The following is a 23,014-nucleotide window of genomic DNA, read 5'->3' as shown; positions in this document are numbered from 1 at the left end:
TGATCAACTGCTTGTTCATTTGGGGTGTCCCGCTTGATTTAAGGGACCCCCATTTAATGGCCACTTTTCGCGTGCCAGTACCACCTGCAAAAATTTCGTCAGGCCTCAGATTGGGATCTGAGATTGGCGCAATGCACACCTTTTAGCGTGTCACCAGGCAGCTTCAAAATATTATTCGGTTCGGAATCAGCGGTGGAAGAACTGGGATGACTGCTGGCTTACCGGTGGTAGATTGGAGGGGGTGACTCGGCTCAAGGACAGATCGATCCGATGTATCTTGCACGCACCAATGACGGCAGGCGTATTCCTGCGACTCGGGATGAGAGCGGCCATTGCCCCAGCTGCAATGAGCAGCTAACCGCGAAGCTGGGCGATATCTACGAGTGGCACTGGAGCCATAAACCCGGCCAGGCATGCAGCTATCGGAAGACATCGACCTTCTGGCAGTACGGCTGGATCCGTCATTACCATGCCTCCGGCGAATGGGAAATGGAGACACACGTCGATGGGGTCGATTTCGACGGCGTCCATCCACAGAAGCGCCTCGCCCTGATGCTCGCTCACAAGCTGGATCTGATAACGCTCAATGCATTCATCGATACGGCAGCCCAGCGCGATCTCAAGCCGACGGTGATCTTCAATGCCAAAGCCTTTGAGCGATTCCAGCTTGAGAACTATCGCTTGAAGCACCCCAGGCGCGCAGACAACGGCTGGATTTTCTTCTTCTCCCACGCCTTTCGTGGGCACGCTCGCACGGCCTCTCTATGGATGGACATCGAGCAGGACAAACATCCTCACTTCGGACTGAAAAGCGGGGTCTACAATCTGACCTATTCAGCCGAATGCCACGGCGCTATTACCGTGCATCCCGTCCCTCGACAGAAATCAGTTGTCAGGCGCTGCCCGCCCAACGCCTGACGACTTCACGGAATAGGATTCCCCTGTTACGAGCGCAGATCACCACTCGCGATTTGCGACTTACCCCGTCTAGCTCAGGGCCGTCTGGATCGTCTCTGAAATTTCACACTGCAAGATCAGCAATTACGGCGAACGCATCTACTCTTTAACCGTTCATTTCCCCGCTAGGAAGGCGTCAGCGGTCACCCAAGGAGGATACGGCGATGCGTATGCGGATTCCACGCCATCCGGCCACCCAGTCCACGTTTATCCGGCCGGGGTTTCCACGCACATCCGGCCACCCGTTCCACGGTCATCCGGCCGGGCAGTCGGAGCGCAGCGACGCAGGGGTGGCATTGTTAGTCTGAGGTGCCCGGTGCCGTCAATTTCTTCGCCCGCCTGCGCATCGATTCGCCCTTCAGGTTGATCCGGTATGCGTTGTGCACCAGGCGGTCGAGGATAGCGTCGGCCAGGGTCGGATCGCCGATCAGTTCGTGCCAGTTGTCCACTGGCATCTGGCTGGTCACGATGGTCGCGCGTTGGCCATAGCGGTCGTCCAGCAGCTCCAGCATGTCGCGGCGCTGTTCGGCGGTGAACGGCGCCAGGCCCCAGTCGTCGAGGATCAGCAGGTCGGTCTTGGCGTAGCTGCTCATCCGCTTGGCGAAGCGGCCGTCGCCATGGGCCAGGCCCAGTTCTTCCAGCAGCCGTCCCGGCAGGCCTGGTGGGCTAGGGCGCAGGCCAGCCAGGTTTTGCCGACGCCGGTGGGGCCGCCGATGATCAGGTTGAGGCCGTCGCGCAGCCATTGTCCGCTGCGAAGTTGCAGGATCAGTGCCTTGTCCAGCCCGCGCGGGGCGCGGTAGTCGATGCCTTCGAGGCAGGCGTTGTGCTTGAGCCGGGCCTGGCGCAGGCGGCTGCTCAGGCGCTTGTCGTCGCGCTCGGTCAGTTCGCGGTCGACCAGCAAGCCGAGGCGTTCCTCGAAGCTCAGGCTGTCGATGTCGGGTGTTTTCAGTTGCTCGGCGAGGGCTTTGAGCATGCCGTGCAGGCGCAGGGTTTGCAGCTTGTCCAGGGGCGGGTGAGGCAGCATGGTGGGATTCCTTTGTTCAGTGGTAGTAGCCGGGGCCGCGCAGGTTGGCGTGGTCGTCCGGTAGTAGGGGCAGGTTCTGTTGAGCCAGCGGCAGGTTTTCCAGGCCTTGGCGCAGGATCGATTCGAGGCTTTTGTAGCTACAGGCACCGAGGCTTAGGGCGCGCTGGCAGGCGGCTTCCAGCCGTTCTTCGCCGTGGTGCTTGCCCAGGCGCAGGATGCCCAGGCAAGCGCGGTAGCCATGCTGCGGATGTACGCGCCGTTCGAGGATGTGGCTGATTACGCCGGCGGTGTTCGGGCCGGTCTGCTCGGCCCAGCGGATCAGCCGCTGCGGCGTCCACTCGGCATGCTCGCGATGGCTCTTGGGCATGTGCTCGGTCTGCGTGCTGTGCCGGCCTTTGTGCAGGGAGCGTACGTGGCTGGCCACCCGCTGGTTGGCGTGGAAGCACTCCACGGTGCGGGCCGTCAGGCGCACCTCCAGCTGCTTCTTCACCAGCTGGTAGGGCACCGAGTAGTAATGCCCCCGTCGACCTCGACGTGGTAGTCGATGTGCACCCGCGTCTTCTTCCACTCGGCATAGACGTAGGGCTGCTCCGGCAACGGGCGCAGAACCGGGCGATCCAGGCTGGCGAAGGCCGACTGCCGGGAGCCCGGCAGCTTCTTGAACGGCCGTTGGTTGAGCCGCTCCAGCAGCACGGCGATGGCCGTGTTGAGTTCGTCCAGGGAGAAGAACTGGCGATGGCGTAAGGCGGCGAGGATCCAGCGCTCGACCACCTGCACGCCGACCTAGGCCTTGTCGCGGGGCTTACGCGCCCGCGTCGGCACCACCGCCGCGGTAGCTGGGGTTGATGTCCGGTTCGTAGCGATGGGCCTTGCTCACCGCACTGCGCAGGTTGTCCGGCACCACGATCTCCGGCACCCCGCCGAGGAAGGCGAAGCAGCGGGCATGGGAGCCCAGCCAGTCCGACAACTGCTGCGACCAGGTGGCCTCGGCGAAGGTGTAGCTGGAGGCACCGAGTACCGCGACGAATACCTGCGCCTGGCGGATCTCGCCGCTGTGACGGTCGATCACCGGCACCGTCTGCCCTGCGTAGTCGACGAACAGCTTTTCGCCGACGCGGTGCTCCTGGCGCATCACCACATCGACCTTGCCGGCCCAGGCCCGGTAGTGCTCGCAGAACCAGCTGTACTGGAAGCCCTGTGGCTGGCCCAACCGATACTCCTGCCAGAGCAGCGCCAGGGTGACGCCGGGGCGGCGCAGCTCAGCGTGGATCATGGCCCAGTCGGGCAACGGGCGCTGCTCGGAGGGTACCGCCGGCGGTGGCGGAAACAACCGCCGCTCCAACTCAGCATCCGACAGGCCCTCTGGCAAGGGCCAGGAAAGCCCGACAGCGTTATAGCGAGCCAGATAGTCGCCAATGGTGGCGCGGCTGACCTACACGCTGGCAGCAACCTGCCGGGCGGACAGGGCGACCTCGAACTTGAGGCGTAGTACCTCTCGAATCTTACGCATGGATAAACGCTCCACGACAACCTCTCTGCTTCGAAAAAGAGGTCGATGGTAGTGAAGAAATCCTGCGTTGCTGCCTGCCTGAGAGGGTGGCCGAATGGCCTTGGAATCAGTGGCCGGATGCTCATGGAATAGGTGGCCGGATGGCCACGGAATCCGCAGATGCGTAAATCTGAGAGCGGTGAAGTCCTGCGCGTGCGAGCAATTGCAGGAACCTACGTGGTGGTGTTGGCTTGGGACTTCACCCCAGAAAGCGAGCACAAGAAAGAAGGCCTTATGGGCTTCGCCATTGAACGAGAGGAGCTGGAGGAAGGAGAGACTGTCGAGCGGTACTGGTTGACCGGTATCAAGCGCTTCAAAGACGTCGAAAAGGGCCTTCCTCCTGGCACTCCAGTGAGCAGCGCTCGCCATCCCATTCAGAGCTTTCAATGGGCTGACTACACGGCCCAAACCAACCGCACCTACTGCTATAAGATCGTTCCCGTCTACGGGAAGATCAAGCTATTGAAACTCGACGAGTCCTCTTCCGTAACGGTCGAAATCTCTACGGAGATCGAGTATCTGCTGCATCCGGACAAGCGCAACAATGAAGCTGCCCACGACGTCTACTTCAATCGTGGCGTCATCGGGTCACAAGCGTATGCGCGCAGATTTGGGAATCGAGAACCTGACCGTAACAACCCTGAATCCGAGGAAATGGTCTGGCTCTCCCGAGGCCTGTTCGAGGCGCTCACAAGCTTCATTGGCCTCGCCGAAGACGGCCAGTTCGCCCTGCGTGCCGCCTTTTACGAATTCCAATACCAGCCAATCGCCAACGCCTTTGCCAAAGCTGTGGAAGCAGGTGCCGATGTCCAGATCGTTTACGACGATGAGAGCGACTACAAGAAACACAACCGGGAAACGATTCAGAACGCCCGCCTCGACGAGATGAAAGCGGTTATCCCACGCACAGTCACAGAGGGGATCTGAATCGGTGGAGGACTCATGAAAGAAAACACTCAGAACACCGGGGACAATCGGGTGTTTATGCAGCTTGCCATAGAACTTGCTTCAAGCTGTGTGAGCGAGGATGGGAAGGTATCACCGAAGGTTGGTGCGGTCGTTGCCCGTGACGGTGTGATTCTAGCTTCCGCATATCGAGGCGAACTCAAAGCTGGCGAGCATGCGGAGTACACACTGCTCGAGCGGAAATTAAAGGGGGTGGACTTGGAGGGCGCTACGCTCTATTCGACCCTCGAGCCCTGTACTCACAGAAATCACCCGAAAATATCGTGCACTGACAGAGTAATTGAAAGGAAGCTGAAGCGTGTCGTCATTGGGACGCTGGACCCTAACCAGACAATCCGGGGGCTTGGTGAGCTTCGACTACAGGACGCTGGTGTGGAAATCACCCGCTTCGAACCTGATCTTGTACTTCGCCTTCGCGAGCTTAATCAAGAGTTCGCCGCGCTGCACCCAGTAAGGGGTATCCAGAGGGATGCATCGCAAATGGTTGATCCGATCAAACCGGGTGAAATTGGACCTAATGGTCACAGAATTGGCTACAACGAAGACGGCGACAAAGTAGAGTGGATACCATCCGACGATGAGGATGGGTTCTGGGCATTGGTTCTCCGTCGTAACGACGCGTCGATTCTTAGCGAGTACAACGATCTGTGGGATAAAGTTTGGTGGAATCGTCATCAGAATTGGTTGTACAGGCTTGCTAGCGGGCAGGAAACACTCAAGCCAGAACAAGAAGATGTATTAGCAGCAGCCAAGAGAGCGGCGTTGCGAATCGAATCGAAATTCGGCAGGGGCAATCTTGGTTGGGACGATTTTGAATGGGGACTGCTGAGCGGGAGGATGTCCGCATTGAGTTGGGTACTCGGCTCAGAATGGGACGAGTCACTTGATACTTGATACTTGATACTTGATACCTGATACCTGATGGCTACGGAACGGTCTCAACCTTTAATTAGCGACCTAGGACCGACCTGCTGATCAATCCAAGGTGCTCGCCAATGTTGAGAATCCCAGGGTGCTTAACAAGAAACAGTCACTAATAGTATTCTAGCTAATTAAGTTTTCCACAATGAGAAATGACTATAAACTATCAGCATTAAACCGTTTAATACTATATTCATTGAGTTGATTGTAAAATTGTTATATGATTAGAAGAATGAGTGATGATGAGTTGTTGGCCAACCAATAACCATGATTTCTGACTGCTGGGAAAGTCCAGTGGCCTCGCTTCTCTTCATTCTTTTTTTGGAAGCAACTATGGCATGGATGCCTGGAAGGAATCATTCTCTCGAAAGTTATGATTCCTCCACTAATTTTTGGATGCAAACAAGTGCTAGAATATAGTTGAGTGCTAAGCCCCTACCGTTTGAGTTATCGCGTTGGGGCTTATTTTGGTAATCTTGGGTAATTGAGTAGCAATAAGTACATCAAGTAGTGAGGCTGATTGACTCAATCATTGACTGGCGCTCATTGTAAAAGCACTGAGATGCAATGTTTTTAAGCTGTTTCTTGCATTGTTCAGAGATCTCAAGGTCAGCTGAATTGTCTAGCATTTCGTGATTTAAAGGTGCATTAACCTTTAATGCAGTATCAGATAAATCATACACATCAGCATCATAGTCAATGCTTACTTCGAACATAGAAAATATTGCTTTCAATATGTTTTCAACAATCTTCATGGCTTCATGTATCAGTTCCGCTTGCTTTCGCTTTTCGATCTCTGCTTCTACTTCATGTTTCGTAAGCTTGCGTTGATAGAAATTGATGCCTACATTGAATCCTAGGTTGTAGTTTTGTTTATCGCCAAAAAAGTCATACTTACTTGACCGATTACGCACATATTTGTTGAGATCTTTCTTTGGTTTCTCAATGGTTACGTAGACTCGGTGTAACGCAACAAATTTTGGTGAAGGAGTAAGGTCTGGTTGAGACATGCCGAGCCCCTTGCCTAGCTTTGCATCATCACGGAAAGGAGAATAGTTAACTCCGTTAGCTTGTAGTCCCGGCCAGGACAGTTTATCCATAACCGTACTGCCTGGAATCCATCTGCCGTCTTGCCTATCGAGCCGCAGCACTATTCCTCTAATTTCGCCGCTTGCACGCTCTGACAACTTTAATTGAATCCCGCGCTCTGCAAATCGATCAACAAGCTGTGACATTGTGCGAGGCCTGTTAGACGCCTTAAATATATCCTTGGAAATGCCACGCATGATATGGGCTTGGTTTTTATCAGGATCTGCGTAGCGAGGAATCTCTTTTGTCCAGCCATCGGTTTTTGGGGTATTAAGATCGTATTTGTGCTCAATTCCGCGAGCGGCACCCATGCCTTTATGTCTGTCGTTACTGTCAGGGACGAGTTGGAAATTCGCTCCCAGCGCAGAACGCGGGCTGCTGGCATCACGCTCTACGAGACGCACTCGTGATGTAACGATGTGAATGTGCTCTTTGTCAGTGTCGCGATGAATCACTGCTACGTACTTTGTTGACTCGTCATAGCCCAGGTCACGCATGTACTTGTGAACTGTATCGAGCCAAGCCTGACTAGTTAACTTTTCGCCAGCGGCGAGTGAAAGGATATAGTGGCCGCACAATTTCTCGCTATCACCCCGATACATAGCTGTGTGCTGTTCAAATTCTTGGATAATGGGTTCGGGATCGACAAAGACCTTTCTCTCACCATTCTCACTGAATTCGTAATACGGATTGGCAGAAATCAGGTTTCCGCCCAAAAACTCGACATGCTTTATTTTTTCTTTATCGCATTTTCTTGCGGCAAGCTCGTAAATTATGCGACTTCTAAATTCTTTGGAAAATTCATTGATTTTACTGATCATAAATCACCTTTTTATTATTGTTTTGAGTTGATGTATTTGTTTAAATTTCTAATTTTGTCTTGAGCCGCTCCTGAAAGAATGAACGCAGCCTCGGGCATCCCGGGTTGGCTTGCAATATGATGCAGAGAACTAATATCAGACGACAAAGAGCCGAGCTGTGCTGCGATATAAGCCGACTTAGCATCGAGCCCAAGGCTCTGTTGCTTAATAAAGGAAAATGCTGCTGCACGCAGGAATTGGGACAGGTAGGGAATTGCGAGAAGCTTTCCAACAACTCTTAGCTCTTCAGCTTCGTCGGGAGTTAAATAGACTTCTGAAATTATTGTTCTTGGATTGTCTTTTTTTGGGCGGCCGCCCTTGTTCTTTATCTTTTCCATGGTTTCACCTTTCTTATTGTTTTTATTGGTGCTTATTGAGTACTCGCGCAGAACCCACCGGGTTTGAGCACAAGCCGTTCAAATCTCTCCGAAAGCCGAGGAACGAGGTTTTTGGAGGGGGTTGAACATAGCTTGCAAAGAGTTTTCTCTTATAAAGTGATTATATCACTAATTAATATCACTTATTGCTTACGGTATTAAATTTGAATACTGTTTTCAGTAGCACGTGTTGGTGTGTTACCTAGAACAAGATTTTTGGTAAAGATATGTGCTAAGTAACATGCTGAGTGTTGAATCATGTTATCAGTAACATGTGTTTGTGGTTTGTGTGTAACGCAGAACATGCCATCATCTTCTAGCATGTAATCTAGAACATGGTGAGTGTGATTGGCGTGTAATCTAGAACATGCTGCTCATGAAATTTATGTGATCTAGAACATATATGTCATGTGCTGTATAGTTAAACCCGCTACGCTGAATCTAGCCAGTGTTATTATTCTTGGAGGCTTGAGTGGTAAAGGAAGATCGAGAAGCAGGAAGCTTAGGCGAGTTTTACGAAGGCTGGCAGCAATATGCTGATGCTTTTCAGCAAGCATGCAGGGATGCTGGCGTGAAACTTTTGGGAGTGAAAGCCTCACACGGCTATCTGAGAATAGATATCGGAGGAGGTCCATGGCACTTGGTTGTGCTTGCAGATGCGGTAGAGCGGGCAACGGATGGTATTTGTCAGTTCTGCGGATCTACGAATGCAGTAGAGCGCGTAGAAAAGGGCTGGATCTGGAAGCTTTGTGGTGCGTGCTATGAGAAGCGCTCTACGGCTCAATAATTAAGTCTGGTTCGAACCCAGTAGTTTCGCCTGGGTAACCGCGCTGGTTGGATATTACCCGAGTGCCATTTGCGTCATAGTCAGCAGATATATGCGTGTGACCATGAATCCACAAATCAACCAGATCTCCTGTTACGAGATCCTTCCAGTCGTTTGCAAAGGCAGCCTCCAGGTGTGAGCGCGCATGAGGACTGTGTTCAAGTGATTGCATCACTGGTGCATGATGAGTGATTACAACGGTTTTTCCGCAAAACTCTTCATTGATCTTTGAGCGCAACCAAGATTTTGCTTTTGCACATATCTTAATTAAATCTGCTGGGCGAATATTTCTATAATTATCGGTGCGTATTAAGTTGAAATCATTCAGCATCTGCTGAGCGAGCAGCGCTGCAAGTGCTGAATCTCCAGTAGATGCAAAGTCTGTCCATGCTGTTGCCCCGAGAAACCGTACATCGCCTAAAACTAACTCACCCATGTCCAGAACTTTAACCTTGTTGCTGTTGAGTTTTTTCATGTCATCCAGCATGTGATCTAAATGATGTCGATAGTACTCGTGGTTTCCAGGCACATAAATAACAGGGCAATTAAACACCTTGTCAGCCCACTCGATCCCTTTTAGTCCTATATCTATATCCCCGGCAAGGATCACTACATCCGCTTCGCTCGCGGCAGGGCCGGGAACGTACTCATCGAACTCATTATGCAAATCAGAAAGAATATGTAGTTTCATGGCAATTACCTCAGTGTTTCGTTTATTCGTCAGACAAAGTAGCAACAGACACCGGAAGAGCATCAGCATGCATATCACAGCCCAGCCTGTCCAACTTTTCTAAATCGTTACGCCCCTAGGGCGTAAGGCATTCCGCTCAATATCATGCCGACAATCACGACTTAATCCAGTAATCATCAGGATTTCAGGAACAAACCCATTACACTTGCCGTCATGTGTACGGGATTTGTTCTAAAGGCCGCCAAATCACCCCAGCTGGCCGAATTAGCCGAAGGCTGAAAAAATATTTGAGTTACATGCTGAGTCGTGTTATCTGAGGCGTTTTTAGTACTATAATAAAGCTATGCAGTAAATAGTTATTGCCAATAAAAATAATAAGAATAGGCATATATGGATAATCAAGATAAAGGCTGGGTGTGGATTAGAGAGATCGCGACCGCTGTTTCATTCTATCGAGTCAAATACGGTGAAAAGAGAGAGCGAGTTATTACTGTTCCGTACGATCAGGTCATAAGCAGTCAGCACGAGATCCGCAAGCATTTCACCAGCGTTGCTAATACGAACAAGCTGATTAAGTACTTTTCAACATTTGAGTGTCGTCACAAAAATAGATTTTTTGAGAAAAAGAAATATCTAAACCAAGAGCAGATTTCAGAAGCAATGCAAGCAATTGAAGAATCTCTTGCTGAGTTAGTAAAAGCAGACCCGAAATGCGCAAAGCCAGAGAACCAGCAACTGGCATACGAAATCTGGAAGGCCTGGACTCCTATCCGCCAGCTCATCAGCAACGCTAGCGGCTGGAAAATCAAAGAATCTGACTCCCAGAAAGCCCTTGGCTGGGGAACTGCCGGAAAGAAAGAGGACTATCAGGATGAAACAACCACCTAAACCACCGCTTTTCGGCAGCGTCACAGGCAAGCTCACCGAAGACTTCGACGCCCTTGGCCAAGCCGAGGGCGATCCTGGGGTCGAGTTGGCAACAACAAAGGAAGGGGAGGGCAAGCGCTGCCAAGTCTGCGACTTCCCAGCTATCGCGGGGCACGTCCATGGCGAGGTCGATGGCGAGCGGTACAGCTTGTTGATCTGCCAAAACTGCTTGCAGTATGCCGTCCTGTGTCTGCGTGATAGTCATCGGCAGTGTCGGCTATTCGATGATGACTTTGAGATTTCGGAGCTTTATGGCTTCGGAAAAGTTTCCCCACGCCTTGATGCTGAGGCTGCTGAATGGGAGCAGATGAAGCCGGTTGGGCGAGAATGGGGTTCTCATGAGGATGATGCACAGCAAGCACAGGGCATTCTTGAGCGCGTAAATACAGGCGAAGAGCAGGTATTTTCTGTTGAAGAGGTGGCGAAGGATCTGGGGCTCGACAAAGATGAGTGAATTGCCACGTCGCGTCATGCGTCTCAAAGAAGTCATGCATGTGAGCGGTCTCGGACGAAGCTCGATCTACAGCTACATCGCTGCCGGTAAATTCCCAAAATCCAGGTCACTTGGTGGTGGAATCGTCGGTTGGGACAGTATTGAAGTCCAGCGCTGGGTAGATGCGGTTTTGGATGGCCGTGATTGGAAGCCTTTTGCTCCGGATGCAGGCAATTAGAAATGAAAAAAGGCACCTGGTGAGGGTGCCTTCTATAAGTCGGTGGTCATGAGACCTCCTTCAATTGCTACCTTGCGGACATCCAGCCGTTTAGATCGCTAAGCCTCCATGCCACACTTTTGCTGCCAAGCTGTACGCGCTTTGGAAATTTCCCTTCCTGCTCCATCCTCCAGATTGTGCTTCTAGACAGGCCTATCATTTCAGCCACTGCCCCAAATCTCAAAAATCTTTCTTGTCGTACCGCTTCCGCCATGACTACCCCCGTTATTAATATAGCAGATATTATATGGCTATAGTTTCTAACTGTCAACGCTGTGTATTTTGTCAACAAATTATTTTTGAGTAATCACGTAAAAATAGGGGGCGACAATGGTATTTTCTGCGGATTCCACGGTCATCTGGCCACCCATTCCATGAGCATCTGGCCACCGATTCCACGGTGATCCGGCCACCCAGTCCACGCGCATCCGGCCACTGATTCCACGGCCATCCGGCCACCCTCTCAGGCAGGCAGCAACGCAGGATTTCTTCACTACCATCGACCTCTTTTTCGAAGCAGAGAGGTCGTCGTGGAGCGTTTATCCATGCGTAAGATTCGCGAAGTACTACGTCTCAAGTTCGAGGTCGGACTATCGGCTCGCCAGATTGCGGTCAGCGTGCAGGTCGGTCGTGTCACCGTCGGCGACTACCTCAACCGCTTTGCCGCCAGCGGCCTCAGTTGGCCCTGTTCGTTACCCGATGCCGAGTTGGAGCGACAGCTGTTTCCACCAGCCCCGCCGGCACCCAGCGAGCAGCGCCCGCTGCCCGACTGGGCCATGATCCACGCCGAGCTGCGCCGACCAGGCGTGACCCTGGCGCTGCTCTGGCAGGAGTACAAGGCGGCTCAGCCGCACGGCTTCCAGTACAGCTGGTTCTGCGACCACTACCGGGCCTGGCAGGGCAAACTGGATGTGGTGATGCGCCAGGAGCACCGCGTCGGCGAGAAGCTGTTCGTCGACTACGCCGGCCAGACGGTGCCGGTGATCGACCGCAGCAGCGGGGAGATCCGTCAGGCGCAGGTGTTCGTCGCGGTGCTCGGTGCCTCCAGCTACACCTTCGCCGAGGCCACTTGGTCGCAGCAGTTGTCGGACTGGCTGGGCTCCCATGCCCGCTGCTTCTCCTTCCTCGGCGGGGTGCCGGAGATCGTGGTGCCGGACAACCTGCGCAGTGCGGTGAGCAAGGCCCATCGCTACGAACCGGACATCAACCCCAGCTACCGCGACTTGGCCGAGCACTATGGTGTGGCGGTGGTGCCGGCGCGGGCGCGTAAGCCCCGCGACAAGGCCAAGGCCGAGGTCGGCGTGCAGGTGGTCGAGCGCTGGATCCTCGCCGTCCTGCGCCATCGCCAGTTCTTCTCCCTGGACGAACTCAACACGGCCATCGCCGTGCTGCTGGAGCGGCTCAACCAACGGCCGTTCAAGAAGCTGCCGGGCTCCCGGCAGTCGGCCTTCGCCAGCCTGGATCGTCCGGCCCTGCGCCCGTTGCCGGAGCAGCCCTACGTCTATGCCGAGTGGAAGAAGGCGCGGGTGCATATCGACTACCACGTCGAGGTCGACGGGCATTACTACTCGGTGCCCTACCAACTGGTGAAGAAGCAGCTGGAGGTGCGCCTCACAGCGCGCACCGTGGAGTGCTTCCACGCCAACCAGCGGGTGGCCAGCCACGTACGCTCCCTGCACAAAGGCCGGCACAGCACGCAGACCGAGCACATGCCCAAGAGCCATCGCGAGCATGCCGAGTGGACGCCGCAGCGGCTGATCCGCTGGGCCGAGCAGACCGGCCCGAACACCGCCGGGGTGATCGGCCACATCCTCGAACGGCGCGTGCATCCGCAGCATGGCTACCGCGCCTGCCTGGGCATCCTGCGCCTGGGCAAACACCACGGCGAAGAGCGCCTGGAAGCCGCCTGCCAGCGCGCCCTGAGCCTCGGTGCCTGTAGCTACAAAAGCCTCGAATCGATCCTGCGCCAGGGCCTGGAGAACCTGCCATTGGCTCAACAGAACCTGCCCCTGCTGCCGGACGACCACGCCAACCTGCGCGGCCCCGGTTACTACCACTGAACCCAAGGAACCCCACCATGCTGCCCCATCCGACCCTGGACAAGCTGCAAACCCTGCGCCTGCACGGCATGCTCAAGGCCCTCGCCGAACAACTGAAAACCGCCGACATCGACAGCCTGAGCTTCGAGGAGCGCCTCGGCCTGCTGGTCGACCGCGAGCTGACCGAGCGCGACGACAAGCGCCTGAGCAGCCGCCTGCGCCAAGCCCGGCTCAAGCACAGCGCCTGCCTCGAAGACATCGACTACCGCGCCCCGCGCGGGCTGGACAAGGCGCTGATCCTCCAGCTACGCAGCGGCCAGTGGCTGCGCGACGGCCTCAATCTGATCATCGGCGGCCCCACCGGTGTCGGCAAAACCTGGCTGGCCTGCGCCCTGGCCCACCAGGCCTGCCGGGACGGCTACAGCGTGCGCTACCTGCGCTTACCGCGGCTGCTGGAAGAGCTGGGCCTGGCCCATGGCGACGGCCGCTTCACCAAGCTGATGAGCGGCTACGCCAAGACCGACCTGCTGATCCTCGACGACTGGGGCCTGGCGCCGTTCACCGCCGAACAACGGCGCGACATGCTGGAGCTGCTGGACGACCGCTATGGCCAACGCTCGACCATCGTGACCAGCCAGATGCCGGTGGACAACTGGCACGAACTGATCGGCGATCCGACCCTGGCCGACGCCATCCTCGACCGCCTGGTGCACAACGCCTACCGGATCAACCTGAAGGGCGAATCGATGCGCAAGCGGGCGAAGAAATTGACGACGCCGGGCACCTCAGACTAACAATGCCACCCCTGCGTCGCTGCGCTCCGACTGCCCGGCCGGATGGCCGTGGAACGGGTGGCCGGATGTGCGTGGAAATCCCGGCCGGATAAGCGTGGACTGGGTGGCCGGATGGCGTGGAATGCGCAGTATTTTCTGGCTGTTGGCCTTGTTTTACGTAGTTTGCGACCGTTCGTCGGGCTTCTTGTAGTATTTCTTCACTAGTGCCAGCATGCCGATCTCATCGTCTGGCTCGAGCAGGTAGTCCTCGTCTAGTTCTTTGATGAATGCCTCGCCGTCAGGGCCTGTGATTACGGATAGTGCTTCGCTGAGCAGATGCCATGCTCGCTTCATTTCTTTCTCGTAATCGTAGTGATGGTAGGTAGCCCTCACTTTATTATCCTCTACGTGGTTCAAGCACCGATCAGACACTTCTGTGGAAATACCGAGCTGTTGCATGAGCGTCGAGCCCGAGCGGCGCAGGTCGTGCGTTTTCCATTGTTCGCCACCAACGAGCAGAGACTGGGTTTGCACTGTTCTTCCGTTTGTTGGCTCTTTGCCTGCCGGAAGCTGACGATCACGGGCGTGGTTCGTCGCGGCTTTTCGGTTGATAGGTTTTGTCTCATCCCGTCCTGGATAACACCATGGTGTGTGCCCGGTCAGAGATTGAAGCTCGCGGAACAGGCTCATCGAGTACGCCGAAAGGTTCACTTCAATCGAGCGTCCAGATTTTGACCTCGACTCTGGAATGGTCCAGGTCCGCTTGCTCCAGTTCAATTCCGACCAAGCGGCTTGGCAAAGCTCGTTGATCCGGCACGTCATCGAGACTTGGAGCATATAGATGATGTGCGTGACACGATTCAGGCTCGATGCATGCAGGGCTTGGTCAAGCTCACGAAGCTCCCGAGGGCTCAATACCCTGTCGCGGGGCTTTGTTGTTTTTCCTATGCTCTTCTTGCTAATCGTAGCGGCTGGGTTTTCACGGATCACTAATCGATCAACTGCGAAAGCAAACATTTGCTTCATATCGCTGAATGTCGATTGAGCTATGCGGTTTACGCCACGAGACAGGATGGTGTCAGTAACGTGGAGGATGTCCGCACGGGTTATGTGATTCATCTCTTTGTCGCCGATGAGAGGAAGGACATCTTTTTCGAACTGGCGACGAAGCTCTTTCCCCTTATCTTTTCGGCCTACTGGCTTGTCGGATTTCATCCAGCGTTCAAAAAAGTCGCAGACAGTCACGCGAGATGCATCTTCTCTAGCTTTCGCCTCAATCTCTTCAGCGCGCCGATCAGCCTCGGCTTTGCGTTCGCCCACAGGGTCAGCGCCACGGGCAACGTCAGATTTCACCTGCTGTGCTGCTTTGCGGGCTTCGGTGACAGTAACCTCAGGAAACAGGCCGAGAGGGAGGCGGTTTTTTACCAGGTTTTCGCCTGATCCCACGCTGTATCTCAGCGCCCACGCTTTTTTGCCGCTGGGGTTGACCCTAAGCTGTAAGCCAGGGATCTTCGAGTCAATCAGCTCGTATTGCTTCTCTTCCGGCTTCGCATTTCTGCAAAACGTCGCAGCGCGTTCAGTGTGTTCAGGGATCTTCTCTCTAGCCATGCCGCCTCCAGGTTCGTTGGAGGCTAAGTCTAGGTCACTAGTCCGGCATCTCCAATAATAGGGTCCGTATAGGGTCCATTGGATGACACGAAACCGGGTAGTTCGTAGTGAAACAAGAAACTCTTAAAGCCCATGGCATACGGCCTTATAAGCCGCTTGTCGCTTGGTCAGGATGATCTTTTTTGATCCGTCGCGAACAGGTAGATACCTAGCATGGGGTGCTAGGGGTCGAGTGTTCGAATCACTCCGTCCCGACCATATAATTCAAGCCTTAGAGCCTGGTCAGTGATGGCCAGGCTTTTTTGTGTCAGGGACTTTTGCGGGACTTTTCTCATCCTGTCTTCCTCCTCCGTATTGTCAGCGCCGGCCCGCGTGAGTCGGTAGCCGAAATCTTGTTGGCTTCATCAATCAACTTGCCCAGGTCTGCCCCCGAAGGTGTGTTTCTTTCACCACCGTAATCGGAGGTCTCCTATGCCGCTGCGCAGCGAAAAACTTAGAAAAGATTCTGCAGTTAAGGCGCGCTCTTAAGAGTGCACAGAATGCTCAGTTAATTGCGTCGCTCAGCGCTTTAGCCGGCACATATTTGACGACTTTCTTTGCTGCAATCTGCAAGGTTTGGCCTGTTTGAGGGTTGCGGCCGTTGCGTGCAGGGCGTTCGCTCACTTTAAATTTGCCAATACCTGGGAGGGTGATTTCGTCACCGTTTTCCAGTGCGTCGCTGACAATTTCGCTTAGTTGTTCGAGCGCCAAGCGTACGGTGCGTTTCGGTGTGTCTATGGCTTCTGCAATATCGCTGATCAGTTGGTCTTTGGTCATCGCCATGGTGCTATTGCGGATTCCGCGCTGACTCGGACACCCATTCCACGCACATCCGGACAGTGATTCCACGCTGATCCGGACACCCATTCCACGAGCATCCGGACACTGATTCCACAGCCATCCGGACACTTTCTGGCAGGCAGCTACGCAGGATTTATTCACTACCATTGGCCTCTTTTTCGAAGCAGAGAGGTCGTCGTGGAGCGTTTATCCATGCGTAAAATCCGTGAAGTGTTGCGCCTCAAGTTCGATTGCGGGCTGTCTGTCCGTAAGATCTCCCGCAGTCTGGGCATAGGTCACAGCAGTGCCGGTGATTACCTTTGCCGATTCACGGCCTGCGGCCTCTCCTGGCCGCTCCCTGCTGAGTTGTCCGACGCAGAGCTGGAGCGGCGCCTGTTCCCGCCACCGCCGGAGATCCCCTCTGAGCAACGACCAACTCCCGACTGGGCCTGGGTGCATGCCGAGCTGCGCCGACCAGGCGTGACCCTGGCGCTGCTCTGGCAGGAGTATCGGCTGGGCCAGCCACAGGGCTTCCAGTACAGCTGGTTCTGCGAGCACTACCGGGCCTGGGCCGGCAAGGTCGATGTGGTGATGCGCCAGGAGCACCGCGTCGGCGAAAAGCTGTTCGTCGACTACGCAGGTCAGACGATGCCGGTGATCGACCGTCACAGCGGCGAGATCCGCCAGGCGCAGGTATTCGTCGCGGTACTCGGTGCCTCCAGCTACACCTTCGCCGAGGCCACCTGGTCGCAGCAGTTGCCGGACTGGCTGGGCTCCCATGCCCGTTGCTTCGCCTTCCTCGGCGGGGTGCCGGAGATCGTGGTGCCGGACAACCTGCGCAGTGCGGTGAGCAAGGCCCATCGCTACGAACCGGACATCAACCCCAGCTACCGCGACTTGGCCGAGCACTATGGCGTGGCGGTGGTGCCGGCGCGGGCGCGTAAGCCCCGCGACAAGGCCAAGGCCGAGGTCGGCGTGCAGGTGGTCGAGCGCTGGATCCTCGCCGCCTTGCGCCATCGCCAGTTCTTCTCCCTGGACGAGCTCAACACGGCCATCGCCGTGCTGCTGGAGCGGCTCAACCAACGGCCGTTCAAGAAGCTGCCGGGCTCCCGGCAGTCGGCCTTCGCCAGCCTGGATCGCCCGGCTCTGCGCCCGTTGCCGGAGCAGCCCTACGTCTATGCCGAGTGGAAGAAGGCGCGGGTGCACATCGACTACCACGTCGAGGTCGATGGGCATTACTACTCGGTGCCCTACCAGCTGGTGAAGAAGCAGCTGGAGGTGCGCCTGACGGCCCGCACCGTGGAGTGCTTCCACGCCAACCAGCGGGTGGCCAGCCACGTACGCTCCCTGCACAAAGGCCGGCACAGCACGCAGACCGAGCACATGCCCAAGAGCCATCGCGAGCATGCCGAGTGGACGCCGCAACGGCTGATCCGCTGGGCCGAGCAGACCGGCCCGAACACCGCCGGGGTGATCGGCCACATCCTCGAACGGCGCGTGCATCCGCAGCATGGCTACCGCGCTTGCCTGGGCATCCTGCGCCTGGGCAAGCACCACGGCGAAGAACGGCTGGAAGCCGCCTGCCAGCGCGCCCTAAGCCTCGGTGCCTGTAGCTACAAAAGCCTCGAATCGATTCTGCGCCAAGGCCTGGAAAACCTGCCGCTGGCTCAACAGAACCTACCCCTACTACCGGACGACCACGCCAACCTGCGCGGCCCCGGCTACTACCACTGAACAAAGGAATCCCACCATGCTGCCTCACCCGACCCTGGACAAGCTGCAAACCCTGCGCCTGCACGGCATGCTCAAAGCCCTCGCCGAGCAACTGAAAACACCCGACATCGACAGCCTGAGCTTCGAAGAACGCCTCGGCCTGTTGGTCGATCGCGAGCTGACCGAGCGCGACGACAAGCGCCTGAGCAACCGCCTACGCCAGGCCCGGCTCAAGCACAACGCCTGCCTCGAAGACATCGACTACCGCGCCCCGCGCGGGCTGGACAAGGCGCTGATCCTGCAACTGCGCAGCGGCCAGTGGCTGCGCGACGGCCTCAACCTGATCATCGGCGGCCCCACCGGCGTCGGCAAAACCTGGCTGGCCTGCGCCCTGGCCCACCAGGCCTGCCGGGACGGCTGCAGCGTGCGCTATCTGCGCCTGCCACGGCTGCTGGAAGAACTGGGCCTGGCACATGGCGACGGCCGCTTCGTCAAGCTGATGAGCGGCTACGCCAAGACCGACCTGCTGATCCTCGATGACTGGGGCCTGGCACCGTTCACCAACGAACAGCGCCGCGACATGCTGGAGCTGCTGGACGACCGCTACGGCCAACGCTCAACCATCGTGACCAGTCAGATGCCGGTGGACAACTGGCACGAACTGATCGGCGATCCGACCCTGGCCGACGCCATCCTCGACCGCCTGGTGCACAACGCCTACCGGATCAACCTGAAGGGAGAGTCGATGCGCAGGCGGGCGAAGAAATTGACGACGCCGGGCACCTCAGACTAACAATGCATATCCTGCGTCGCTGCGCTCCGACTGCCTGTCCGGATGACCGTGGAACAGGTGTCCGGATCAGCGTGGGCTGAGTGTCCGAATGGCGTGGAATCCGCAGTGCTATTCCTTGGTGGTCGAGAGAGGTCGTGCTGCAAGTGTGCCATAAGCCGTTGAAGCGAGGTGTTGCAGGAGGCGAAGCTGTGTGTTTTGCTCTACCGATTATGCTGTTGGCGGTTTATGGGTGTTCTGGTCCATTGAAGCGGCGCAAACCTCTGAACAGAGTGCTTGGGTCAGTCAGCGGGTATCTGAGTTGTCGCATGGTTTGAGTGCGCTGGTTGGCCCGTTTCGAGTGTAGTGAGTGTTTCGCAGGGCTAAGTGTTTGAAACGGTTGTAACTTCGATTTAAGCCGGTACAATGGCGCGGCTCGCTTCTGGTGAGCTGCGTTATGGTGGCCCTGCCGGTCCCCTCGCAACGATCAGCCGTGAACCCGGTCAGGCCTGGAAGGGAGCAGCCGCAGCGGTGACATTGTGTGCCGAGGTGTGGCTGGTGGGGCTGCCTCCAGTCTTTCTGTGTATCGACTTATTTTATTGGGCCGATCCACAACTCTGCTAAAACCCATTACCGAACGCTGGCGTACTCGCAGATTGTTGAGTCGCGTCGTGTTGTCGTCCATTGCCCAGTGCTGATGAGCTGAGTTGTCGATATCTTGGCTTAGGCCGTTGGCCGACTTGCGTTCGGCGGCGCAGTGGTTTTAATTGAGCGGGAATGTCGAAGCTGGCCGCCCTGCTGTCCGGCAGGGCGGCTAAGGCGCTTAGCTTGTGTGGTAGCTAAGCACGCTGTCTTGTTCCTTCAGCGCCTTGCGCATATCCGCTGGGATGTTGCCAGAGCGCATGGCAAGCTCCAGGCGGATGTCTTCCAGGCTTTGGGCGAAGGCTTGCGGGTCTGTGCGTTGAGCTGCACTGAGTACGCGGCTGTATGCGGTGGCGTCACTGGCATCCAGTAAAGAGAGGACGACCCCGCCATCGGGGCGGGGTGGACTGAATGTGGCGCGCAGCGGGGCAAACAGCTGTTCGACGAGTTCGCGGTTAATGTTGTCCATGACCATGCTCCATCCTGAGGGTGATAGTGTCAGACCCCAAAGATGCTTGATGGTTCGCTGTCCTTGGCAATCAGGCTGCGAGTGACTGGCGAGCGCGCTCGATAACCTGTTCAAGGTGGGCGCCGCTGTACTGGCCTGGGTACAGTCGCTGGCTATGTTTGGCAATACCGGCATCGTTAACAATGGTGAAGCTAAAGCTGCCTTTGCGGGCGGCCAGGATGCGGCAATCGAACGGTGCAAATGCACTGGAGAGGGTGCGAATGGCATCCTGAATTTGGTGTTGGGTATTCATTTATCTGGTATTTCCTAAAACAACAGGCGCGTCATTGCGCTAAATAGAGCTCCAGGCTGTCGACTTATTTAGTGGTCGATTGCATGTGCAGATAGGAGCGGGACTGCGCGCACAAGTTCCCATAGTGGTTACGTTGTGCGGGTCGGTACGTCGGAGGCGGGCTTGAGTCAACGCTTGCGCGGGACGGCCAAATCAGTCAGCAGGTTGGGATATGGGTTAGAGCTGTGCGGCATTACCCGTGGGTGATGCGCTCTTACCTGGAAACCATCGAGGGGGCCAAAAGGCCTAATTGACTTACAGCGTGGTACGAACGGGACGGATCATACTCGCCTGGTTATTTTTTCGCCAGCTTATTTGCAAGTAATGCTGCAGGTTGGCCATTAGTGGGCTGCACATCGGATGCAATTTGCCCCATGCTCCGTTAGGATTAGCCCCACTTTTGCTTTCCTCTCGTGACGGGTTTCGATGAGTTATCAGGTTCTTGCACGCAAGTGGCGTCCGCGCTCGTTCAACGAAATGGTTGGCCAGACGCATGTGCTCAGGGCGCTGATCAATGCGCTCGATACCCAGCGCCTGCACCATGCCTATTTGTTCACGGGTACTCGTGGTGTAGGCAAGACCACGATTGCACGGATTATTGCCAAGTGCCTGAATTGCGAAACCGGCATCAGCTCTACGCCTTGTGGTGTGTGTTCGATTTGCAAAGAGATCGATGAAGGTCGCTTTATCGACCTGATCGAGGTCGACGCTGCCAGCCGAACCAAGGTCGAAGACACCCGCGAGTTGCTCGACAACGTGCAGTATTCGCCGAGCCGTGGACGCTTCAAGGTCTACCTGATCGACGAAGTGCACATGCTTTCCACCAGTTCCTTCAACGCGCTGTTGAAGACTCTGGAAGAGCCACCGCCCCACGTCAAATTCCTTCTGGCGACCACTGATCCGCAAAAGCTGCCGGTCACTGTGTTGTCGCGCTGCCTGCAGTTCTCACTGAAGAATATGCCACCGGAGCGGGTGGTTGATCACCTCACCCATGTGCTGGCTGCAGAAAATATCCCGTTTGAAAATGACGCGCTCTGGTTGCTTGGTCGCGCGGCCGACGGCTCAATGCGCGACGCCATGAGCTTGACCGATCAGGCGATTGCCTTTGGTGAGGGTAAGGTGCTGGCCGCGGATGTGCGCGCCATGCTTGGTACGCTCGACCATGGGCAGGTTTACGGCGTGTTGCACGCTCTGCTGGAGGGTGATGCGCGCGCTTTGATTGAAGCCGTGCGGCATTTGGCGGAGCAGGGCCCGGACTGGAATGGTGTGTTGTCCGAGATGCTCAACGTGCTGCACCGGGTAGCGATTGCCCAGGCGCTGCCCGAGGCGGTGGATAACGGCCAGGGTGATCGTGAGCGGGTGCTTGAGTTGGCCCGAGTTCTGCCCAGCGAAGACGTGCAGTTCTATTATCAGATGGGCTTGATAGGGCGGCGCGATCTGCCGTTGTCGCCCGACCCGCGTAGCGGCTTCGAGATGGTGCTGTTGCGTATGCTGGCCTTCCGCCCGGCGGATACCCACGATGCGCCGAGGGTGGCGCTAAAGCCGCTGGGGATTAGCCAGGCCACTGCTGATCCCGCGACCAACCCAGTGGCCGGCGCGGCTATAGCTGCACCGGGCAGTGTTTCTGTTGCGACTTCTCCTGCACCGCAGCCGGCCCCTGTTGTAGAGGCGGCCCCTGACGCGCCGGTGGAGGTGTCTGAGATACCGGCTGCCGTCATGCCGCACGTGCAGGCAGAGCCTGAGGTTGTCGAGGAGGTTGCGGCGCAGCCTTTGCCGGCCGAAATTGCGCCAGCGCCAGCGCCAGCGCCAGCGCCAGCACCTACCGCCGCCGCTGTTGATTTGCCCTGGGAAGAGCAGGTTCGAGTGCCGGTTGATGAAGTGATAGAGCCTGTCGCGCCTATTGCTCCGGAAGTTATTCCTGAAACGGCGCAGCCCGCAGTACTTGAAGCCCAGCCGGTCGAGCCTGTGCCGCTAGCTGATGCGGATGACGATGAACCGCCGCCGGGCGACTACGACTATGTGGAAATGGACGCAGAATCCATTGATTACGATTTTGATGCGATCGAGCGTGCGGCATCCAGCGAGCCTGAGGTCTTGCCGGCAGCGGAGCCTGCGACCGGGCTAGCGGCTGATTGGCTGGAGGTGTTCCCAAAGCTCGGCTTGTCCGGGATGACCGGCAGCATCGGGGCCAACTGCACTCTGATCAGCGTTGACGGCGATAACTGGTTGCTGCACCTGGACCCTGCGCATTCCGCACTGTTCAACCCCACTCAGCAACGACGCCTGAATGACGCGCTCAATCAGTTTCACGGGCGCGAACTCAAGGTGTTGATTGAGTTGTGCAAGCCTGAGCAGGAGACCCCGGCGCAGGCTGCCGCGAGTAAGCGAGCTAATCGCCAGCGCGAGGCGGAGGCCACGATCCATCGGGACCCGGTTATTCAACAAATGATTCAGCAGTTCGCTGCGGTTATCCGCGCGGATAGCATTGAACCCCTAGATACTCCCGTTAACCCCTAATTACCGAGGACTTACACCATGATGAAAGGTGGCATGGCCGGCCTGATGAAGCAGGCGCAGCAAATGCAGGAAAAAATGCAGAAGATGCAGGAAGAGCTGGCGAATGCCGAGGTAACCGGTCAATCCGGTGCTGGGCTGGTCAGTGTGGTTATGACTGGGCGTCATGACGTCAAGCGTGTCAGTCTGGATGACAGCTTGATGCAGGAAGACAAGGAGATCCTTGAAGACCTGATCGCCGCAGCGGTAAACGATGCCGTACGCAAGATCGAGCAGAACAGCCAGGACAAGATGTCTGGTATGACTTCTGGCATGCAGTTACCACCAGGCTTCAAAATGCCGTTCTAAAAAGTATCGGATCAGCGCATATGGCTGCGCTGCAAACAGGTGTGGGAATCCTCTGCCCGCGCCTGATTGGGCCTTTACCTGTCAGGGCCCAA

At 56.2% G+C, this 23,014-nt stretch carries 21 protein-coding genes, 1 other RNA gene and 3 pseudogenes; 14 read left to right on the top strand and 11 right to left on the bottom strand.

Annotation, left to right across the window (positions count from 1 at the left end):
- Nucleotides 1-270: 270 nt before the first annotated feature.
- A complete protein-coding gene (locus tag AC0T4W_RS12275) occupies nucleotides 271-918 on the top strand; it encodes a competence protein CoiA family protein (RefSeq protein WP_476319238.1) in 648 nt (215 codons plus the stop codon).
- A gap of 338 nt (nucleotides 919-1,256) precedes the next feature.
- Here the strand turns inward: AC0T4W_RS12275 and istB (AC0T4W_RS12270) are convergent.
- Nucleotides 1,257-1,981, bottom strand: a pseudogene (gene istB / locus AC0T4W_RS12270) (IS21-like element helper ATPase IstB).
- A 16-nt stretch (nucleotides 1,982-1,997) separates the two neighbouring features.
- Nucleotides 1,998-3,491: pseudogene (istA, locus tag AC0T4W_RS12265) on the bottom strand (IS21 family transposase).
- A 159-nt stretch (nucleotides 3,492-3,650) separates the two neighbouring features.
- On the opposite strand from istA (AC0T4W_RS12265), the gene AC0T4W_RS12260 reads away from it, so the two are divergent.
- A complete protein-coding gene (locus tag AC0T4W_RS12260; protein ID WP_476319237.1) occupies nucleotides 3,651-4,457 on the top strand; it encodes a phospholipase D-like domain-containing protein in 807 nt (268 codons plus the stop codon).
- A gap of 15 nt (nucleotides 4,458-4,472) precedes the next feature.
- Complete coding sequence (locus AC0T4W_RS12255) at nucleotides 4,473-5,390, top strand: deaminase (protein ID WP_476319235.1); 918 nt, start codon at nucleotides 4,473-4,475, stop codon at nucleotides 5,388-5,390.
- Between the two features lie 530 nt (nucleotides 5,391-5,920).
- Here the strand turns inward: AC0T4W_RS12255 and AC0T4W_RS12250 are convergent.
- A complete protein-coding gene (locus tag AC0T4W_RS12250) occupies nucleotides 5,921-7,327 on the bottom strand; it encodes a relaxase/mobilization nuclease domain-containing protein (RefSeq protein WP_476319233.1) in 1,407 nt (468 codons plus the stop codon).
- A gap of 14 nt (nucleotides 7,328-7,341) precedes the next feature.
- Complete coding sequence (locus tag AC0T4W_RS12245) at nucleotides 7,342-7,704, bottom strand: hypothetical protein (protein WP_476319231.1); 363 nt, start codon at nucleotides 7,702-7,704, stop codon at nucleotides 7,342-7,344.
- Between the two features lie 511 nt (nucleotides 7,705-8,215).
- Here AC0T4W_RS12245 and AC0T4W_RS12240 point away from each other — a divergent pair.
- Entirely contained in the window at nucleotides 8,216-8,530 is a 315-nt protein-coding gene (locus AC0T4W_RS12240; RefSeq protein ID WP_476319229.1) for a hypothetical protein, read from the top strand.
- On the opposite strand, the gene AC0T4W_RS12235 is transcribed toward AC0T4W_RS12240, so the two are convergent.
- A complete protein-coding gene (locus AC0T4W_RS12235) occupies nucleotides 8,517-9,260 on the bottom strand; it encodes a metallophosphoesterase (protein ID WP_476319227.1) in 744 nt (247 codons plus the stop codon). The genes AC0T4W_RS12240 and AC0T4W_RS12235 overlap by 14 nt on opposite strands.
- Nucleotides 9,261-9,650: 390 nt before the next feature.
- Between AC0T4W_RS12235 and AC0T4W_RS12230 the strand changes: the two genes are divergently transcribed.
- Genes AC0T4W_RS12230 through AC0T4W_RS12220 form a run of 3 tightly spaced genes read left to right on the top strand, consistent with a single transcriptional unit; the run spans nucleotide 9,651 to nucleotide 10,858 of the window.
- A complete protein-coding gene (locus AC0T4W_RS12230; RefSeq protein ID WP_476319225.1) occupies nucleotides 9,651-10,148 on the top strand; it encodes a hypothetical protein in 498 nt (165 codons plus the stop codon).
- Nucleotides 10,132-10,641 (top strand): hypothetical protein, encoded by a 510-nt coding sequence (locus tag AC0T4W_RS12225; RefSeq protein ID WP_476319223.1) that lies wholly within the window; start codon nucleotides 10,132-10,134, stop codon nucleotides 10,639-10,641. The genes AC0T4W_RS12230 and AC0T4W_RS12225 overlap by 17 nt, the downstream gene beginning before the upstream one ends.
- Nucleotides 10,634-10,858, top strand: coding sequence for a helix-turn-helix transcriptional regulator (locus AC0T4W_RS12220; RefSeq protein ID WP_476319221.1), 225 nt, complete (start codon nucleotides 10,634-10,636; stop codon nucleotides 10,856-10,858). The genes AC0T4W_RS12225 and AC0T4W_RS12220 overlap by 8 nt, the downstream gene beginning before the upstream one ends.
- A gap of 67 nt (nucleotides 10,859-10,925) precedes the next feature.
- On the opposite strand, the gene AC0T4W_RS12215 is transcribed toward AC0T4W_RS12220, so the two are convergent.
- Entirely contained in the window at nucleotides 10,926-11,111 is a 186-nt protein-coding gene (locus tag AC0T4W_RS12215) for a helix-turn-helix transcriptional regulator (protein ID WP_476319219.1), read from the bottom strand.
- A 331-nt stretch (nucleotides 11,112-11,442) separates the two neighbouring features.
- Here AC0T4W_RS12215 and istA (AC0T4W_RS12210) point away from each other — a divergent pair, with 331 nt between their 5' ends.
- A complete protein-coding gene (gene istA / locus AC0T4W_RS12210) occupies nucleotides 11,443-12,957 on the top strand; it encodes an IS21 family transposase (protein ID WP_476319217.1) in 1,515 nt (504 codons plus the stop codon).
- 17 nt (nucleotides 12,958-12,974) lie between these two features.
- A complete protein-coding gene (gene istB, locus AC0T4W_RS12205) occupies nucleotides 12,975-13,730 on the top strand; it encodes an IS21-like element helper ATPase IstB (protein ID WP_476319214.1) in 756 nt (251 codons plus the stop codon).
- Nucleotides 13,731-13,883: 153 nt separating this feature from the next.
- On the opposite strand, the gene AC0T4W_RS12200 is transcribed toward istB (AC0T4W_RS12205), so the two are convergent.
- From AC0T4W_RS12200 to AC0T4W_RS12190, 3 genes and pseudogenes are all read right to left on the bottom strand, one after another.
- Nucleotides 13,884-15,317 carry a tyrosine-type recombinase/integrase gene (locus AC0T4W_RS12200; RefSeq protein WP_476319212.1) on the bottom strand — a complete coding sequence of 478 codons (1,434 nt, stop codon included), beginning with the start codon at nucleotides 15,315-15,317 and terminating at the stop codon, nucleotides 13,884-13,886.
- Between the two features lie 331 nt (nucleotides 15,318-15,648).
- A pseudogene (locus tag AC0T4W_RS12195) lies at nucleotides 15,649-15,750 on the bottom strand (integrase); the annotation flags it as partial.
- 110 nt (nucleotides 15,751-15,860) lie between these two features.
- Nucleotides 15,861-16,139: an HU family DNA-binding protein gene (locus AC0T4W_RS12190; protein ID WP_476319210.1), complete on the bottom strand. Its 279-nt coding sequence runs from the start codon at nucleotides 16,137-16,139 to the stop codon at nucleotides 15,861-15,863.
- 210 nt (nucleotides 16,140-16,349) lie between these two features.
- On the opposite strand from AC0T4W_RS12190, the gene istA (AC0T4W_RS12185) reads away from it, so the two are divergent.
- The 3 genes from istA (AC0T4W_RS12185) (at nucleotide 16,350) to ffs (ending at nucleotide 19,182) form a co-directional block, all read left to right on the top strand.
- Nucleotides 16,350-17,870 (top strand): IS21 family transposase, encoded by a 1,521-nt coding sequence (gene istA / locus AC0T4W_RS12185; protein WP_476319207.1) that lies wholly within the window; start codon nucleotides 16,350-16,352, stop codon nucleotides 17,868-17,870.
- Between the two features lie 16 nt (nucleotides 17,871-17,886).
- A complete protein-coding gene (gene istB / locus AC0T4W_RS12180) occupies nucleotides 17,887-18,642 on the top strand; it encodes an IS21-like element helper ATPase IstB (protein WP_476319205.1) in 756 nt (251 codons plus the stop codon).
- Between the two features lie 443 nt (nucleotides 18,643-19,085).
- An RNA gene (gene ffs / locus AC0T4W_RS12175) (signal recognition particle sRNA small type) lies at nucleotides 19,086-19,182 on the top strand.
- Between the two features lie 259 nt (nucleotides 19,183-19,441).
- Here the strand turns inward: ffs and AC0T4W_RS12170 are convergent.
- Together AC0T4W_RS12170 and AC0T4W_RS12165 are read right to left on the bottom strand one after the other, a co-directional pair.
- Complete coding sequence (locus AC0T4W_RS12170; protein WP_476319203.1) at nucleotides 19,442-19,729, bottom strand: DUF3509 domain-containing protein; 288 nt, start codon at nucleotides 19,727-19,729, stop codon at nucleotides 19,442-19,444.
- Between the two features lie 70 nt (nucleotides 19,730-19,799).
- On the bottom strand, nucleotides 19,800-20,021 hold the full coding sequence (locus tag AC0T4W_RS12165; RefSeq protein ID WP_430698360.1) for a hypothetical protein: 222 nt from the start codon (nucleotides 20,019-20,021) through the stop codon (nucleotides 19,800-19,802).
- A gap of 465 nt (nucleotides 20,022-20,486) precedes the next feature.
- On the opposite strand from AC0T4W_RS12165, the gene dnaX reads away from it, so the two are divergent.
- Nucleotides 20,487-22,577, top strand: coding sequence for a DNA polymerase III subunit gamma/tau (gene dnaX, locus AC0T4W_RS12160; RefSeq protein WP_476319199.1), 2,091 nt, complete (start codon nucleotides 20,487-20,489; stop codon nucleotides 22,575-22,577).
- 18 nt (nucleotides 22,578-22,595) lie between these two features.
- Nucleotides 22,596-22,922 carry a YbaB/EbfC family nucleoid-associated protein gene (locus AC0T4W_RS12155; RefSeq protein WP_007162246.1) on the top strand — a complete coding sequence of 109 codons (327 nt, stop codon included), beginning with the start codon at nucleotides 22,596-22,598 and terminating at the stop codon, nucleotides 22,920-22,922.
- Nucleotides 22,923-23,014 lie beyond the last annotated feature (92 nt).

The organism is Pseudomonas sp. C7.1, from assembly GCF_056312395.1.
The sequence above is the reverse complement of the archived record's forward strand: the minus strand, read 5'-3'. Positions and strand labels throughout refer to the sequence as shown.

What these genes read in the sequence shown, in the direction of transcription:
- AC0T4W_RS12275 (WP_476319238.1), top strand. Translation starts at nt 271, where the DNA reads ATGTATCTTGCACGCACCAATGACGGCAGGCGTATTCCTGCGACTCGG.
- AC0T4W_RS12260 (WP_476319237.1), top strand. Translation starts at nt 3,651, where the DNA reads ATGCGTAAATCTGAGAGCGGTGAAGTCCTGCGCGTGCGAGCAATTGCA.
- AC0T4W_RS12255 (WP_476319235.1), top strand. Translation starts at nt 4,473, where the DNA reads ATGAAAGAAAACACTCAGAACACCGGGGACAATCGGGTGTTTATGCAG.
- AC0T4W_RS12250 (WP_476319233.1), bottom strand. Translation starts at nt 7,327, where the DNA reads ATGATCAGTAAAATCAATGAATTTTCCAAAGAATTTAGAAGTCGCATA.
- AC0T4W_RS12245 (WP_476319231.1), bottom strand. Translation starts at nt 7,704, where the DNA reads ATGGAAAAGATAAAGAACAAGGGCGGCCGCCCAAAAAAAGACAATCCA.
- AC0T4W_RS12235 (WP_476319227.1), bottom strand. Translation starts at nt 9,260, where the DNA reads ATGAAACTACATATTCTTTCTGATTTGCATAATGAGTTCGATGAGTAC.
- AC0T4W_RS12230 (WP_476319225.1), top strand. Translation starts at nt 9,651, where the DNA reads ATGGATAATCAAGATAAAGGCTGGGTGTGGATTAGAGAGATCGCGACC.
- AC0T4W_RS12225 (WP_476319223.1), top strand. Translation starts at nt 10,132, where the DNA reads ATGAAACAACCACCTAAACCACCGCTTTTCGGCAGCGTCACAGGCAAG.
- AC0T4W_RS12220 (WP_476319221.1), top strand. Translation starts at nt 10,634, where the DNA reads ATGAGTGAATTGCCACGTCGCGTCATGCGTCTCAAAGAAGTCATGCAT.
- AC0T4W_RS12215 (WP_476319219.1), bottom strand. Translation starts at nt 11,111, where the DNA reads ATGGCGGAAGCGGTACGACAAGAAAGATTTTTGAGATTTGGGGCAGTG.
- istA (WP_476319217.1), top strand. Translation starts at nt 11,443, where the DNA reads ATGCGTAAGATTCGCGAAGTACTACGTCTCAAGTTCGAGGTCGGACTA.
- istB (WP_476319214.1), top strand. Translation starts at nt 12,975, where the DNA reads ATGCTGCCCCATCCGACCCTGGACAAGCTGCAAACCCTGCGCCTGCAC.
- AC0T4W_RS12200 (WP_476319212.1), bottom strand. Translation starts at nt 15,317, where the DNA reads ATGGCTAGAGAGAAGATCCCTGAACACACTGAACGCGCTGCGACGTTT.
- AC0T4W_RS12190 (WP_476319210.1), bottom strand. Translation starts at nt 16,139, where the DNA reads ATGGCGATGACCAAAGACCAACTGATCAGCGATATTGCAGAAGCCATA.
- istA (WP_476319207.1), top strand. Translation starts at nt 16,350, where the DNA reads ATGCGTAAAATCCGTGAAGTGTTGCGCCTCAAGTTCGATTGCGGGCTG.
- istB (WP_476319205.1), top strand. Translation starts at nt 17,887, where the DNA reads ATGCTGCCTCACCCGACCCTGGACAAGCTGCAAACCCTGCGCCTGCAC.
- AC0T4W_RS12170 (WP_476319203.1), bottom strand. Translation starts at nt 19,729, where the DNA reads ATGGACAACATTAACCGCGAACTCGTCGAACAGCTGTTTGCCCCGCTG.
- AC0T4W_RS12165 (WP_430698360.1), bottom strand. Translation starts at nt 20,021, where the DNA reads ATGAATACCCAACACCAAATTCAGGATGCCATTCGCACCCTCTCCAGT.
- dnaX (WP_476319199.1), top strand. Translation starts at nt 20,487, where the DNA reads ATGAGTTATCAGGTTCTTGCACGCAAGTGGCGTCCGCGCTCGTTCAAC.
- AC0T4W_RS12155 (WP_007162246.1), top strand. Translation starts at nt 22,596, where the DNA reads ATGATGAAAGGTGGCATGGCCGGCCTGATGAAGCAGGCGCAGCAAATG.